Below are 15993 nucleotides of genomic sequence, written 5' to 3'. Positions count from 1 at the left end.
AATTATTTAATATAGAATGAAATTTATAACAAAAAAAACAGATTGATTATTTTAAACCAATCTGTTTTCTTTTTAAACCATTTAAGTCTAATTTCTAAATTGGATTTTCAGTGTTTTACCTCTACCTTGAATAAGATAAACTCCACTTTTTAAATTCTTCATTGGAATATCAGTTATGTTGTTAATATCGCCATCCCAAACTACTTTACCATTTAAATCAAATATGTAAACTTTACTAGGTAATTCCTTATAAATTGGAGTTAAAGTTAGAACTTGATTGTTAGTCTTATTTGGAGTTTTAACTATTAAAATGTTTGAACCATTATCTCTAATTTTTTGGGCTTCATCCATTAAAGTATGTTTATTCTTTTCACTTAGGCTAAGTCCAAATCTTTCTTTTGATAAATTAACATACTCCATCATCATTTTACTCACTTCATCAGATCCAATTCTTAATCCAGCTAGACTTAAAGGTAAATTCTTTCTTATCAAATACCCTATTAGAATGTTTTCTTTTTCAGCTTTATCTTTTAAAGTGAAAGCTTCAATCAATTGATTATTTTTATCTTTTAATGTGAGTTCAGTTTTAAAATCTGATTTTTCATTTTGAAAAATTTGGTTAATATTTTCTTTACCATTTAATATTTCTAATGGAGGAACAATTTGAGAATTTAATTTTAGTCTTAAAAATAATATTTTGTTATTAAAATCTTTTGAAACTAAAACATAACAAGATTTACTACCATCATTGTCTATAGTTTCAAATTTTTTAAATGGATTAAATGCTTCACCATATTTTTCAATTGAATATTCAATTGTTTTATTATCATTGTTTTTATCTAATGATGTCCATTTATAAATTACATTGTTTTGAGAAGTCAATGTAGTAAATAATGTTAAAAATAGAATTGAAATTAATTTTAAATTTTTCATAATATTAAGGTTTTTTTGTTTTAAAAAGATACTGTTTAATTTAAGGAGGCGGAGTTTCCCAAGAATAATAGTTACCATTGCAGTCCCAAAATTGACTTGAGGTATGAATTAAATTACCATTTGAATCGTATGTTAATACTGACTTTAAACATTCAAATCCATTATTTCATTCACATGGATAATGCTCATGTAAATCTACTGTCATTGATTCTGCTTTATAAAACAATAAAGCAAACAAGAAACAAGAAATTATTTTTTTAATTTATATTTTAAATTAGTTTTATGAAATAATAAATAAAACAAATATATATATATATATAAACTACAAAATAAATTTAAATTAATTATTCAAGTAAATTATTTTTCTATTATTTAATATCGTAATTACAAAGTTAAAGTTTCAAATATTTCAATTTGAAATTAAATAAAAAAACCTCAATTAAAATTTAATTGAGGTTTTAAAAAAATCTAAAAAAAACTAACTATTCAATTATTAATTCATTTGAATTTAAATTTGTTTCTGCATCAGCTTCAACTTCAACTAATGCCATTGCTGCAACTCTAGCTCTAGAGCGTTCACGAGCCTTTGCTCTAAGTTCTTTAGCTAAACGTTCTTGTTCGCGAATTTTAGTGTCAAAATCTTCAACTACATTTCCAACTTCACTTTCAACTATAATATCTAAATATTTTCTCAATCCTGTTCCAGCAGGAATCAAACGACCCATAATTACATTTTCTTTTAATCCCATTAAGTTATCAACTTTTGCTTCTACGGCAGCATCAGTTAAAACTTTAGTAGTCTCTTGGAAAGATGCTGCAGAAATAAAAGATTCAGTTTGTAATGATGATTGAGTAATACCAAGTAATAATGGCTCAGATGTAGCTGGTTCAGCATCACGACCAATTGCAGGTTTCTTTTCTTTCTTTTTGATCTCCATGTTAATTTCACGGAATTTCTTTTTACTAATAAGCTGACCAACTTTCAATCTAGTATCATTTCTTTCAAGCACAACAACCCGAGATTTCATAATATCATTTTCTTCCTCAAATTTAAATCTATCTGCTTGATCTCCCTCTAAAAATCTAGTATCACCTGGATCAATAATTTTCACTTTCTGCATCATCTGCCTTGTAATAACTTCAATGTGTCTATCATTAATTTTTACACCTTGCAGACGATATACTTCTTGAATCTCATTTACAATATATTCTTGAACTGCATTTAAACCCATAATTCTCAAAATATCGTGCGGATCTACTGCACCATCAGTAACTTGCTCACCAGAACGAACCACGTCTCCTTCTTGAACAAAAATATGCTTTCCAAAATTGATAACATATTCAGTTCTTGTTTGTCCGTCAAATGAAGTAATTACTAACACACGATTACCTCTTTTAGGTTTATCGAACGAAACAATTCCATCAATATCCGCAACTGTTGCTGGCAAATTAGGAGAACGAGCTTCAAACAATTCTGTTACTCTAGGTAGTCCACCAGTAATATCATGTGTTTTACCTATATCACGAGGTATTTTGGCTAGAATAGTACCCATTTGAATCTCTTGTCCATTATCAACATTCAAATTAGCTCTAACTGGAATAACATAGGTATGCAAAAGATTCCCTTCTTCATCAATAATTTGTAGTGATGGGCTCTTAGTTCTATCTTTAGTATCAATTGTAACTTTAGAAATGTGACCTGTTTGTTCATCTGGCTCTTCTCTATATGTAACATTTGGGATAAGATCTTTATATTTTACAACTCCAGATTTATCAGTTAAAATTACATTGTTGTACGGATCCCAATCATAAAGAATATCACCTTTTTTAACTTTATCATCAATATTCACTTTTAACTCTGAGCCATAAGCTACATCTGATTTATTAATGATTCTATTATCAACATCAAGAATCATAACAACCCCTGCACGTCCGCCAACAACTTTAACAATTTTAGATTTTCCAGTATCTTCATCTACATCAGTTCTTTCGATAATTTTAATTCCTTCGTAAGCAATTTTTCCATCAACTTTTGCTTGAACAGAACTTTGAGAAGCCACAGTAGAAGCAGTTCCACCAGTATGGAAAGTTCTAAGCGTTAATTGTGTACCAGGCTCACCAATTGACTGCGCAGCAACAATACCAACAGCTTCACCAATGTTAGCTAAGTTATGAGTTGCTGCATTAACTCCATAGCATTTTGCACAAATACCTCTCCTAGTTTCACATGTTAATACTGAACGAATTTTAACAGATTCTAAAGGAGTTTCACCAACTTTTGTACAGATATCTTGAGTAATCGCTTCGCCTCTTTTCAGGATTATTGTATTTGAAACAGGGTCAATAATATCTTCTTGAGCTACTCTTCCTAATATTCTTTCATGTAAATGCTCTTTAATATTATCACCATCTTTTATAGCTCTCATATTAACTCCTCTAATAGTTCCACAATCATGTTCATTTACTATCACGTCTTGTGCAACATCAATTAATCTACGAGTTAAATAACCAGCATCTGCAGTTTTTAAAGCAGTATCAGCCAAACCTTTACGAGCCCCGTGTGTTGAAATAAAATACTCCAACATTGGCAACCCTTCTTTAAAATTAGCTGTAATTGGATTTTCAATTAATTCTCCAATTCCACCAGAACTTGTTTTTTGAGGTTTTGCCATTAATCCACGCATACCTGCTAACTGTCTAATTTGATCAGCAGAACCACGGGCTTTAGAATCTAACATCATCCAAAAAGTATTAAATCCTTGCTTATCATTTTTAAAATCTTGTTGTAACTGAGCAGAGATTCTATTAGTTGCATTTGACCAAACGTCAATTACTTTATTATAACGTTCACCATTTGTAATAACTCCTTCCAAATAATAGTCCTGAATTTTATCTACTTCTTTTTGTGCTTTTTCAATAACTTTATTTTTAAAATCTGGAATGATAACATCTGAAATTGAAACTGATAAACCACCCTTTGTTGCGTATGTAAATCCAAGAAGTTTTAAATCATCTAAGAACTCAACTGTTTTAACTAATCCAGCTTTTCTAAAACATTCTGAAATCAATCTAGAAAGTTCCTTTTTAGTTAATATTGAATCAATATAACCCATTTCAATTGGAACAATCTGGTTTACAATTACCCTTCCAACTGTAGTTTCTATTATTTTACCATTAAATCTTACTTTTATTTGAGCATGAAGATCGGCAGCTCCATTATTATTAGCAACTATTACTTCTTCTGAAGAATAGAATATTTTCCCTTCTCCTTTTGCACCTGGTCTCATTTTTGTAAGATAATAACAACCCAAAACCATGTCTTGTGATGGTACGGTAATTGGCTCTCCACTTTGTGGTGAAATAATATTATGAGCCGATAACATTAACATCATTGCTTCAAGTTGAGCTTCAAATCCAAGAGGGACGTGAACTGCCATTTGATCTCCATCAAAATCTGCATTAAAAGCAGTACAAACCAATGGATGTAATTGAATAGCTTTACCTTCAACTAATCTAGGTTGAAAAGCTTGAATACCTAACCTGTGTAAAGTTGGTGCTCTGTTAAGCATTATTGGATGTCCATCAATAACCCATTCTAAAATGTCCCAAACTTCGTTCGTTTTCCTCTCAACATATTTCTTAGCACTTTTAACTGTTTTTACATAACCACGTTCAATTAATTTTCTTATAATAAATGGTTTAAACAATTCTACAGCCATATCTTTCGGAATTCCGCACTGATGTAGCTTCATTTCTGGTCCTACAACAATTACTGAACGACCAGAATAATCAACTCTTTTTCCTAATAAGTTTTGACGGAAACGTCCTTGTTTTCCTTTTAATGAATCAGATAATGATTTTAACGGCCTTTGAGCTTCTGCTTTCGCAGTTGATCCTCTTCTTGAATTATCAAATAATGAGTCAACTGACTCTTGTAACATTCTCTTTTCATTTCTTAAAATTACCTCAGGTGCATCAATATCCATTAATCTTTTTAATCGATTATTACGAATTATAATTCTCCTGTACAAATCATTTAAATCAGAAGTAGCAAACCTACCCCCTTCTAATGGTACTAATGGTCTTAATTCAGGAGGAATTACAGGTACAACTTGAAGCACCATCCACTCTGGCTTATTTGGTTCACTTGTTCTATCCGTTCTATCTCTAAAGGCATTTATAATTCTAAGCCTTTTAATATAATCATTCTTCTTTTGTTGTGAAGTTTCAACTTTTAATTGTTCACGTAATCTTAATGAAATCTCATCTGGGTTTATTCTTTGAAGTAATTGCTTTACTGCATCTCCTCCAATATCAGCAATAAATTTGTTTGGATCATCATCATCTGATTCATCATTTCCTGGAGGTAATGAGGCTTTAATATCAAGATATTGTTCTTCTGTTAAAAGGTCGTTAACTTGTAATCCAGTCATTCCTGGTTGAACTACAACATAAGATTCATAATAAACAATTCTTTCAATATCTTTTGTTGGCAATCCAATTGTATGAGCTAACTTAGAAGGAATTGATCTTAAATACCATACATGTACAACTGGTACTGCTAATGAAATGTGACCCATTCTTTCGCGACGAACTGCTTTTTGAGTAACTTCCACTCCACAACGGTCGCATACAATTCCTTTGTAACGAATACGCTTGTATTTTCCGCAATGACACTCCCAATCCCTAACTGGACCGAAAATTTTCTCACAGAAAAGTCCATCTTTCTCTGGTCGAAAGGAGCGATAATTTACCGTTTCGGGTTTAGTAACCTCACCATGTGAACGATTTAAAATCTCGTCAGATGATGCAAGTTTTACTAAAATGCGTCGGAAATTCTGTCCGACTACTTGATGTGGTTGTGTGAACACGGTTATATATATATTTAATTAATTGTTTTGGAAATAAGTTTAAATATTATTGTTTTTAAATAACATTTTATTAAACTTTAAATTGATTATCAGATTTACAAAAGAATAAAATTTAAATCAACTAAATCAGTTGAATTGAATGAACTTCAATTTGTAAAAATAAATTCTTAATATTTTAGATCATTTAAATATTAGTCAATTTTAACTTCTAGACCCAATCCTTGTAACTCACGAACTAATACATTAAAAGATTCTGGAATATTAGGTTCGTTCATATTTTGACCCTTAACAATGGTTTCATATGCTTTTGCTCTTCCAGGTACATCATCAGATTTGATTGTTAGAATCTCTTGTAAAATGTTTGATGCTCCATAAGCCTCAAGTGCCCAAACCTCCATTTCTCCAAATCTTTGTCCACCAAAGTTTGCTTTTCCTCCTAATGGTTGTTGTGTAATTAACGAATATGGTCCAATTGAACGAGCATGTATTTTATCCTCAACAAGGTGAGAAAGTTTTAAGATGTAAATTACACCAACAGTTACTTGTTGATCAAATTTTTCTCCAGTTTTTCCATCATACAAATCAGTTTTAGCAGATCTTTCTAAACCAGCTTTTTCCAGCCAATATTGAACATCTTCCCACTTGGCACCATCAAAAATTGGTGTTGCAAAGTGCATACCTAATTTTTTCCCTGCCCAACCTAATGCTGTTTCATACAATTGACCTAAATTCATACGAGATGGTACTCCAAGTGGATTTAACACTATATCTACTTGAGATCCATCTGGTAAAAATGGCATATCTTCAAGAGAAACAATTTTTGAAACTACACCTTTGTTACCATGACGACCAGCCATTTTATCTCCAACTTGGAGTTTACGTTTTTTTGCAACATAAACTTTAGCCATTTGAAGTATTCCTGCTTGAAGTTCATCACCCTGAGAAACCTTATTCTTTTCAATTCTAATATCATCCCTAAAAAGTAGGATTGTTTTATTATAATTGTCAAATGCTTTTTTGACTAATTCATTTTTCTTTTTATTGTCAACCCAATTTTCATGAGGTACTAATTCAGAAATCTCAATGTTAGAGTCAAACTTACTTGCAAACAAACCTTCTTTTATTTGAATACCAGATCTAACTTCAGTTTTTCCTTCAATATTTTTAATACCAACTGATGTTTCTCCTTCTAATAAAGTATCTAATTTTTCAGCTAACTTGCGAGTTATTGTTGATAATCCTTCCTTTAATAATCTATCCAATTCTTCATGCTTACGTTTTTCATCACGTCTCAAATCAACATCTTTTTTGGAAGCACGTCTACTAAACAATTGAGTTTCAATAACAATTCCTTTCAATCCAGGAGGAGCTTTCAATGAAGCATCTTTTACATCTCCAGCTTTATCGCCAAAAATTGCTCGAAGTAATTTCTCCTCAGGAGTCGGATCAGTTTCACCTTTAGGTGTTATCTTTCCAACTAATATGTCTCCTTCTTTTACAGGTGCACCCATTCTGATAATCCCGCTTTCATCTAATTGTTTTACAGCATCTTCAGATACATTTGGAATTTCTTTTGTTAACTCCTCTTCACCACGTTTTGTATCACGAACATGAACAGTATATTCTTCAATATGAACAGATGTAAAAATATCTTCACTAACAACTCTTTCTGAAATAACAATTGCATCCTCAAAATTATAACCTCTCCATGGCATGAAAGCTACAACTAAGTTACGACCTAATGACAAGTCTCCATCTTTTGTTGCACAACCATCTGCTAAAACTTGTCCTGCAATTACTCTTTGCCCTTCCTTAACTAAAGGTCTTTGATTTATACAAGTATCTTGGTTTGTTCTAAAAAATTTAGTAAGAATAAATTCTTCAATTCTATCATCAACAAATGAAATCATTTGTTCATCATCACTAACCTCTTGATCATATTCAACAATAATTTTCATTGAATCAACATACTTAACAATTCCATCTCTAGTTGCCATACTTAAAGTTCTTGAATCAACGGCAACTTTAGCTTCCATACCAGTTCCAACAAAAGCTCTCTCAGGTCTGAGCAATGGAACAGCTTGACGCTGCATGTTAGATCCCATCAAAGCACGGTTTGCATCATCATGCTCTAAGAAAGGAATCATTGCAGCAGCAGCAGATACAATCTGGTTTGGAGCAACATCCATATACTGAATATCATCAGGTTGAACCATAACAAAATCTCCAGATTGACGAGCTCTAATTCTATCTTCTGTAAACTTCCCTTTTGAATCTATTGGTGTTGTTGAAGGTGCAATTATAAAACCTTCCTCTTGATCAGCTGGTATAAATTCAACATTATCAGTAACTTTCCCTTTTGTTACTTTCCTATATGGTGTTTCTATAAATCCAAAATCATTTATTCTTGCGTGTAAACAAAGTGATGAAATCAAACCAATGTTAGGTCCTTCTGGAGTTTCAATTGGACAAAGTCTACCATAATGTGTATAATGTACATCTCGAACCTCAAAACCAGCTCTTTCCCTAGTAAGTCCTCCTGGTCCTAAAGCAGATACACGGCGTTTGTGAGTCATTTCAGCTAATGGATTTGTTTGATCCATAAATTGAGACAGCTGATTAGTACCAAAGAATGTATTTAATACTGAAGTAATTGTCCTTGCATTTACCAAATCACTTGGTGTAAACGATTCGATATCATGGATATTCATTCTTTCTTTAATTGTACGTCCCATTCTAGTCAATCCAACATTAAACTGACCTGCAAGTTGCTCACCAACAGACCTAACTCTACGGTTTCCTAGGTGATCAATATCATCAACAGGTTTTTTACCCTGTTGTAAATCAATCAAGTATCTAATAATTTCAACAATGTCTTCACGTGTTAATGTTGTAACTTCTTTAGGTGTAACTAAACCTAATTTATCATTTATTCTAGATCTTCCAACTTCTCCTAAATCATATCTTTTTGAATTAAAGAATAGTTTATCAATCAACCCACGGGCTGTTTCCATATCTGGTGGTTCACCAGATCTTAACTGACGATAAATTGCTTCAAGAGCATCTTCTTCTGTTCTTGTAGTATCTTTATGAATTGTTTTAACAATTATTGAATCTGCTTGAGAAGCTTCCTCAGTAAATAACCTTAATTTATCTGTTCCAGATTCTTTTACTAATGCAATTAATTCACGTGTTAATCGCATATCTTTTAGAGAAATAATTTCTCCAGTATTTATATCAACTACGTCACCAGCTACTACTCTATCTAAATAATCTGTATCTAGTTTATCTGTGTCAATCTCTTCAGTCAAATCAAAAAGTTGCAATAAATCTTCATCACTTGAAAATCCTAAAGCACGAAGTAAAGTTGTTACAGGAAACTTTTTCTTACGATCAATATATGCATACATTACATTTTGGATATCAGTAGTAAACTCAACCCAAGATCCTCGGAAAGGGATAATTCTTGCAGAATAAATCCTAGTTCCATTTGGATGAAGTGCATCACTGAAAAACACACCGGGTGAACGATGTAATTGTGAAACAATAACACGTTCAGCTCCATTTATAATAAAAGTTCCACGTCCAGTCATAACCGGAACATTCCCCATGTAAACTTCTTGTTCAATTGTTTCAATAAAATCATCTGTACCCCTTTCTGCTTTAGAGCTAAGCCTTAGTCTGGCTTTAATTGGAGCACAATATGTTAATTCTCTTTGGCGACATTCAACTTCATTATATCTTGGTCGCTCAATATAATAATCAAGGTATTCAAGTATAAATATTTCACGTGCATCACTTATAGGGAAATTTTGCAGAAAAGCTTGTTGAAGTCCAATTGGTTTTCTTTTAGAAGGATCAATATCTTCTTGCAAAAAATCTTTGTATGAATTTAATTGAACAGCAAGTAAATCACCGATTGATACAGTTGGTTTAACTTTTCCAAATGATTTGCGATCTTCACCAGGTGCAATATATTCATTAGTATTAACTCCGTTTGTTTTCACGATTTTATCTAAAGTTTGTTAAAAAATCAAATTAAAGGAAAGACAAAACAAGGACTTCCGGCAATTTGGTAATTGTCGAAAGTCCAATGTTTGTTTAATATCTTGTGCAACTTTATTTTTTGCTGCATCAAATTTTATAATGTGAACTTATAATTAAATAAATTAATTTTTAGGTTCACGTAAATTATTAGGTAAAAAGAAACTACTCTTAAAAGACGACAATATAAATATATAAGTGTATAATTATATTGTCCAAAAAAATACGAGAAAGGAATCTAAACTAATTCAATGAAATTACTTCAATGAAACTTTTCCACCTGCTTCTTCAATTTTTTTCTTCAATGTTTCAGCTTCTTCTTTAGATACACCTTCTTTTACAGCTTTTGGTGCTCCTTCAACTAAATCTTTTGCTTCTTTCAAACCTAAACCAGTAATTTCACGTACAACTTTAATTACATTGATTTTATTTGCACCAGCATCTGTTAACTCAACATTAAATTCTGTTTGTTCTTCTACAACTGCAGCAGCAGCAGCAGGCGCAGCAGCCATCATCATAGGTGCTGATGCTGTTACACCAAATTTGTCTTCTAGTGCTGTTTTTAATTCAGCTGCTTGTGTTAATGTCAAATTACCAATAGTTTCTACTAATTCTAGTATGTTAGCCATTTTTTTTAAAAAATTATGTGTTTATAAAATATTTACTTTTGATTGTTTAGAAAAATTTAAAAAATTAAGAACTTAGAAGCTTGTATTATTAATGAGGAGAAGTCATCTAATATACAAAGTTTTAAAATTTAATTAAATTATTCCTTAGATTTTGCAACTGCTTCAATAACAGATGACAAATCACGCATTACTGCATTAATTGCCCCAACTATTCCGCTTGCAGGTGCATTTAACGCTCCAACTATAGAGCCTAATAAGTCTTTTTTGGTTGGCATTGAAGCAAGATGTGCTAATTGCCCTCCATCAAAGATTTCTCCTTCAATTGTGGCGAAATTTAACTTAGGCATATCATCTTTTACAAAACCTTTCAAAATACGAGCAGGAGCAGCTGGATCATCGTAACCTATAGCAATTCCTGTTTGACCTTTGAATAGATCTACAATATGATCATAACCACCTTTATCCTGTAACGCACGTTTGATTAGTGTGTTTTTAGCAACTTTGTAGGAAACTCCAGCTTTCTTGAATTCGCGGCGAAGCTCGATTGTTCTGGCAACATTTAATCCAGTAAAATCAACCGAGAAAATACCTTGAGCACCTTCAAGCAATTCTGACACCTGAGTTACTACATTAGCTTTTTCCTTTTTGTTCATTGTATATGATTATTATATATTTATACTTAATAATTTGACTGGCAATTAATGATTCTCAGCTCCTGAAGTAATCGCTTCATCAATATGTACTCCTGGTCCCATTGTTGAACTTAATGTAATACCCCTTACATATTTACCCTTAGAAGTTTGAGGCTTAGCTCTCATTATACTTCCAATAAATGCATTAACATTATCAAATAATTTTTCAGAATCAAATGAAGCTTTTCCTACACCTGCATGTACAACTCCAGCCTTATCAACACGATATTCAATTTTACCTGCTTTTACCTCATTAACTGCTTTTGCTACATCAGTTGTAACAGTTCCAGATTTAGGGTTAGGCATTAATCCACGTGGACCTAAAATACGACCTAACTTTCCTAACTCACCCATAACATCTGGTGTTGCAACAATTACATCAATATCTGTCCAACCCCCCTTTATCTTTTCTAAAAGATCTTCAAAGCCTGCTATATCAGCACCAGCATCTAACGCTTCTTGAGCTTTCAATTCACGAGCTACTACTGCAACTCGTACTTTTTTCCCGATTCCATGAGGTAGTGATACTGTACCACGAACAAGCTGATCAGCTTTTCTTGGGTCAACACCTAATTTAATTGCTACATCAACAGATTCATCAAATCTTGCAGTTGCATTCTGCTTTACAAGATTAATACCTTCTGTTAAGTGATAAAATTTTAATTTATCTACTTGTTTTGTTGCAATTGCAAATCTTTTACTGACTTTTGCCATTATTATATTTTCTTTTCTTTTAAACTATTTTAGATTAATCTTCTACTGTAACTCCCATTGAACGAGCTGTACCAGAAAGCATTGATATTGCACTTTCCATTGTATCACAATTTAAATCTCCCATCTTAACTTTTGCAATCTCTTCTAACTGTGATTTTTTCACCTTCCCTACTTTACTTCTATTTGGTTCACCAGAACCTTTTGCAATACTTATTGCTTTGATAATCAATACAGCAGCTGGTGGTGATTTTACAACAAATGTAAATGATTTATCTGAGAAAAAACTAACTAAAACTGGTGTTAAAATTCCACCATCTTTTTGAGTTTTTGCGTTGAATTGTTTTACAAACTCCATACCATTCAAGCCTCGTTGACCGAATGCAGGACCAACAGGTGGAGCCATTGTTGCAGACCCAGCTGTAATTTGAAGTTTAAAAGAGCCTAGTAATTTCTTTGCCATTTATCTTTTATAAAAAGTTCTATTATTTAATACAAATGTTCTTACTTTGTTATTATGAAATTATTATATTTTTATACAATAATTTATCTTTCTATTTCTACTTGTGTATAATCTAATTCTATAGGTGTTTTACGACCAAAAATTGAAACTTCAACTTTTAATTTTTGCTTCGAATTATTAACCTCCGTTACAAATCCAGAAAAATTACTAAAATGTCCATCAATTATCCTTACAGGATCACCAGCTCTGAAAGCAGTTTCTATTGTTTCAACAGATTTCCTTTCTTCAATTCTTCCAAGTATTTTACTAATTTCATCTTCATGAAGTGGCTCTGGTTCTGATTTACGACCCATTATACTCATTACTGAAGGAGTATTTAGAATAAGATCTTTAGATCGCTTTGTTAATATTGCTTCAACTAGTACATATCCAGGTAGAAAATTCTTTTGTCGAGTTCTTTTTTTACCGTCCCTCACCTCATATACTTTCTCCATTGGAACAACAACTTGTGAAATTTCATCTTGAAGATTCAAACGTGATATTTCAGCATCCATCAACTGCTTAACCTTTAACTCATGACCAGAGAAACTTCGTAAAGCATACCAACGTTTTTCTATTTTATCTGCGTTTGACATTTATAACTTATTTTTTTTTATCCGAATATAAAACTAAACAGCTGCGTGAAAATTAAATCTATTGAATAAACAAAAGTAGTTATAACAGCACAAGTCCCTAATGTTAGCAATGTTGCTTCCTTAAGTTGCTCTTGTGTTGGCCAAGATACTTTTTTCATTTCTGAAGTAACTCCTTGAACAAAATTTACTATCGACTCTTTCATGTTAGTTAAAATTAAAATTTAAGCACGGGTGGCAGGAGTCGAACCCGCAACCTACGGTTTTGGAGACCGCCGCTCTACCAATTGAGCCACACCCGTAATTTACTAAATACCGAATATCAATTCCAAATCCTAAAAATTCTTAAAATTAATTATTATTTAGTTTCTCTATGAGATGTACGTTTTTTATCCCATTTACAATATTTTTTATACTCAACTCTTCCAGTTTGTTTCTTCTTATTCTTAGTCGTTGTGTAGTTACGACGTTTGCATTCTGAACACTCAAGCGTAATAATGTCTCGCATTGTTAATTATCTATAATTTAGTATTTAAAAAAATCTGAGGAAAAAAATCCTTTGAAAACATTTGAGCGGGGGACGAGACTCGAACTCGCGACCAACAGCTTGGAAGGCTGTGACTCTACCAACTGAGTTACCCCCGCTTAAAATTATTTCAAATTAGAGCCTGTGACCGGACTTGAACCGGAGACCTCTTCCTTACCAAGGAAGTGCTCTACCAACTGAGCTACACAAGCAATTTTACTTGTAACAAAAAAGTATTGTTATGTAGCCGACTAAATGGAAGGTTACTTAAAAGAAGTGTTGGGAATATCTACAATATTAATAAATTTATATTAAATTGAAATATTCACCTATTTTTCTTTCAAGAGCAACTCCCACAGTAATTTTGCTTTCAAGGCTCCTATATTTATAAAACTGGAGCAATGTGGTAACATTAACGTAGCTCTTTTGAAAAATTATAATATCAAAGAAACTAAAAAAAATCATTCTATGTGGGCAGGGAAGGGTTCGAACCTCCGAAGGCGTAAGCCAGCAGATTTACAGTCTGCCCCGTTTAACCACTCTGGAACCTGCCCTTAATCCTCGCCTAATTCTATCAAAAATCAATTCCTTTGGCGAACAGAGTCGCGAAGATAACTAAATTCATATTTTCAGCAAAGATTTATTTTAAAATTTATTAAAAAATATAATTTCAATTATTCCAAACAAATTCTTTTAAGAATTATTTTTACTTATTTTGCAAGATAATGACATCATAGTTTTAATAAATATTATGAGTTTTACCTTTAAAATAGTTTTATTGCTTTTAATTACATACTTGAATCTATTTTCTAATTCAGAATCAACTATTGAATCTAATACCCTTTTTGAAATTACTTTAACATCAAATTTTACTCACAGTAATTTTTTAGATAAGGAATTTTTAAGGTCGGAATTCATTTGTGATAATGGAAAATCTTACATAGTATCAGGATTTTGGAATGGTTCCAACAATTACAAAGTTAGATTTAACCCACCTTTTGTTGGCAAATGGAAATATACTACTATTTGTTCTGATAAAAACGATCTAAGCTTAAACAATGTTCACGGTGAATTCAATGTTTTTTCAAACATTAGTATTAACAAATTGAATTCAAATGGCAAACTTGTTGTTTCATCAGATAATAGGCACCTTATTTATGAAAATGGGATTCCATATTTCTGCTTCTGGGATACAGCTTGGGAAATTACGAGCAAATCTGATTACAAAGACATGCTTTACTATTTAGATAAAAGACGAGATCAAGGTTTTAATGGAATTATGCTTTGTGCTTTATCTCATATTAATTTTCCAATTGGTGGAGTTTTTAACTCTCAACAAAAACAGGCTTTTGTTAATGGAGATTATTCAAAACCTAATTATGAATATTTTGAATATTTAGATTCAATAATATTTAATATTAATTCTCGTGGAATGGTAGCAATTATAAACCCAGTTTGGTCAAATAATTGTGAATTGTATTCATTTTACAATTACCATGAAAAATGTTTTACAGTTGAACAAGTTTTTAAATTAGCTGCTTATATGAGTGCTAGATATTCTGGAAGAAATGTTATTTGGATTTCTGGAACTGATGAGGCTTATGACACTTCAGAAAAAAAAGAGTTTATAAAGCAGACCGCTTTAGCCATAAGGTTCGCAGATGGAGGAAGAAGTTTAATTACTGTCCATCCACATGGATGGTCTTCATCTGTAGATTATTTTGATTCAACGGACTCTTGGTTAGATTTTAATATGTATCAATCTTCTCATACAATTGGGGGTGATATGACTTACAAGGGTGCAATTCAAGGTTACTCATTGAATAAATATAAACCATTAATTGATGGAGAAGCAAATTATGAAGATATATTTAACAACTTGAATCCAGATGGAATTTTAAACCCAAATTCCTTAAGAATTAACTCAAGTTTTGTTAGACTCTCAAGATACCAATCATTTTTATCAGGTGCGTATATGGGTATTACATATGGTGCAAATGGTGTTTGGCAATGGACAACAGATACTCCGGGATTTCAATTTTCAAGATATAATTGGAAAAGAGCTTTAGAATTTTCTGGTGCAAAGGACTTAAAATTAATGAAAGAATTTATGATTAAATTTGATTGGTTTGAATTAGTACCTCATCAGAGTTTACTAAGTTTGAATACCTCTGATTATAAAATTCCTGTATCATCTTCTAATAAATATATAATTGCATATTTACCAAGTAATACAAAATGTGCTAGTTTTAGGTATGATTCTTTATCAAATAAAATAGAATATATTTTACTTAATCCAACAAATGGAGATACTCTTGAATATGGTACTAATAATCCGAATGATATGACTGGAGAAATTTTAATATCAAGAAAGGATACTAATGATGCACTACTAGTTATTAGAAAATACACTATTGATATAAAAATGGAAATCAATCAAAAAAAACTTTAATTGTTATCAAAATGGAATTGGGCAGTTAACATTCAAAGGT

The 15993-nt window shown here is 31.7% G+C and carries 11 protein-coding genes and 4 tRNA genes; 1 reads left to right on the top strand and 14 read right to left on the bottom strand.

What is annotated here, in order from left to right:
• Nucleotides 1-87 precede the first annotated feature (87 nt).
• From IPP08_03790 to IPP08_03725, 14 genes are all read right to left on the bottom strand, one after another.
• Nucleotides 88-933 (bottom strand): T9SS type A sorting domain-containing protein, encoded by an 846-nt coding sequence (locus IPP08_03790; protein ID QQS67296.1) that lies wholly within the window; start codon nucleotides 931-933, stop codon nucleotides 88-90.
• Between the two features lie 482 nt (nucleotides 934-1415).
• On the bottom strand, nucleotides 1416-5804 hold the full coding sequence (rpoC, locus tag IPP08_03785) for a DNA-directed RNA polymerase subunit beta' (protein QQS67295.1): 4389 nt from the start codon (nucleotides 5802-5804) through the stop codon (nucleotides 1416-1418).
• 191 nt (nucleotides 5805-5995) lie between these two features.
• Nucleotides 5996-9778 (bottom strand): DNA-directed RNA polymerase subunit beta, encoded by a 3783-nt coding sequence (gene rpoB, locus IPP08_03780; GenBank protein QQS67830.1) that lies wholly within the window; start codon nucleotides 9776-9778, stop codon nucleotides 5996-5998.
• A 327-nt stretch (nucleotides 9779-10105) separates the two neighbouring features.
• The gene (gene rplL / locus IPP08_03775; protein QQS67294.1) at nucleotides 10106-10477 is read right to left on the bottom strand and encodes a 50S ribosomal protein L7/L12; all 372 of its coding nucleotides are present in this window, start codon (nucleotides 10475-10477) and stop codon (nucleotides 10106-10108) included.
• Nucleotides 10478-10614: 137 nt separating this feature from the next.
• A complete protein-coding gene (locus IPP08_03770) occupies nucleotides 10615-11130 on the bottom strand; it encodes a 50S ribosomal protein L10 (GenBank protein ID QQS67293.1) in 516 nt (171 codons plus the stop codon).
• Nucleotides 11131-11175: 45 nt separating this feature from the next.
• Nucleotides 11176-11883 (bottom strand): 50S ribosomal protein L1, encoded by a 708-nt coding sequence (locus IPP08_03765; GenBank protein ID QQS67292.1) that lies wholly within the window; start codon nucleotides 11881-11883, stop codon nucleotides 11176-11178.
• A 34-nt stretch (nucleotides 11884-11917) separates the two neighbouring features.
• On the bottom strand, nucleotides 11918-12343 hold the full coding sequence (rplK, locus tag IPP08_03760; protein QQS67291.1) for a 50S ribosomal protein L11: 426 nt from the start codon (nucleotides 12341-12343) through the stop codon (nucleotides 11918-11920).
• A gap of 83 nt (nucleotides 12344-12426) precedes the next feature.
• Nucleotides 12427-12978 carry a transcription termination/antitermination factor NusG gene (gene nusG, locus IPP08_03755; protein QQS67290.1) on the bottom strand — a complete coding sequence of 184 codons (552 nt, stop codon included), beginning with the start codon at nucleotides 12976-12978 and terminating at the stop codon, nucleotides 12427-12429.
• 17 nt (nucleotides 12979-12995) lie between these two features.
• Nucleotides 12996-13181 (bottom strand): preprotein translocase subunit SecE, encoded by a 186-nt coding sequence (secE, locus tag IPP08_03750; protein QQS67289.1) that lies wholly within the window; start codon nucleotides 13179-13181, stop codon nucleotides 12996-12998.
• A gap of 23 nt (nucleotides 13182-13204) precedes the next feature.
• Nucleotides 13205-13277, bottom strand: a tRNA-Trp gene (locus tag IPP08_03745).
• 56 nt (nucleotides 13278-13333) lie between these two features.
• The gene (gene rpmG / locus IPP08_03740; protein ID QQS67288.1) at nucleotides 13334-13483 is read right to left on the bottom strand and encodes a 50S ribosomal protein L33; all 150 of its coding nucleotides are present in this window, start codon (nucleotides 13481-13483) and stop codon (nucleotides 13334-13336) included.
• Between the two features lie 64 nt (nucleotides 13484-13547).
• Nucleotides 13548-13620: transfer RNA gene (locus tag IPP08_03735), tRNA-Gly, on the bottom strand.
• 20 nt (nucleotides 13621-13640) lie between these two features.
• Nucleotides 13641-13713 (bottom strand) — tRNA-Thr (locus IPP08_03730).
• 259 nt (nucleotides 13714-13972) lie between these two features.
• Nucleotides 13973-14055 (bottom strand) — tRNA-Tyr (locus IPP08_03725).
• 197 nt (nucleotides 14056-14252) lie between these two features.
• Between IPP08_03725 and IPP08_03720 the strand changes: the two genes are divergently transcribed.
• Entirely contained in the window at nucleotides 14253-15953 is a 1701-nt protein-coding gene (locus IPP08_03720; protein QQS67287.1) for a DUF4038 domain-containing protein, read from the top strand.
• Nucleotides 15954-15993 lie beyond the last annotated feature (40 nt).

The sequence above is a fragment of the Chlorobiota bacterium genome (genome assembly GCA_016700335.1).
GTDB lineage: Bacteria > Bacteroidota > Ignavibacteria > OLB7 > OLB7.
Note: the sequence above shows the minus strand (reverse complement) of the source record. Positions and strands in the feature narration are given on the sequence as shown.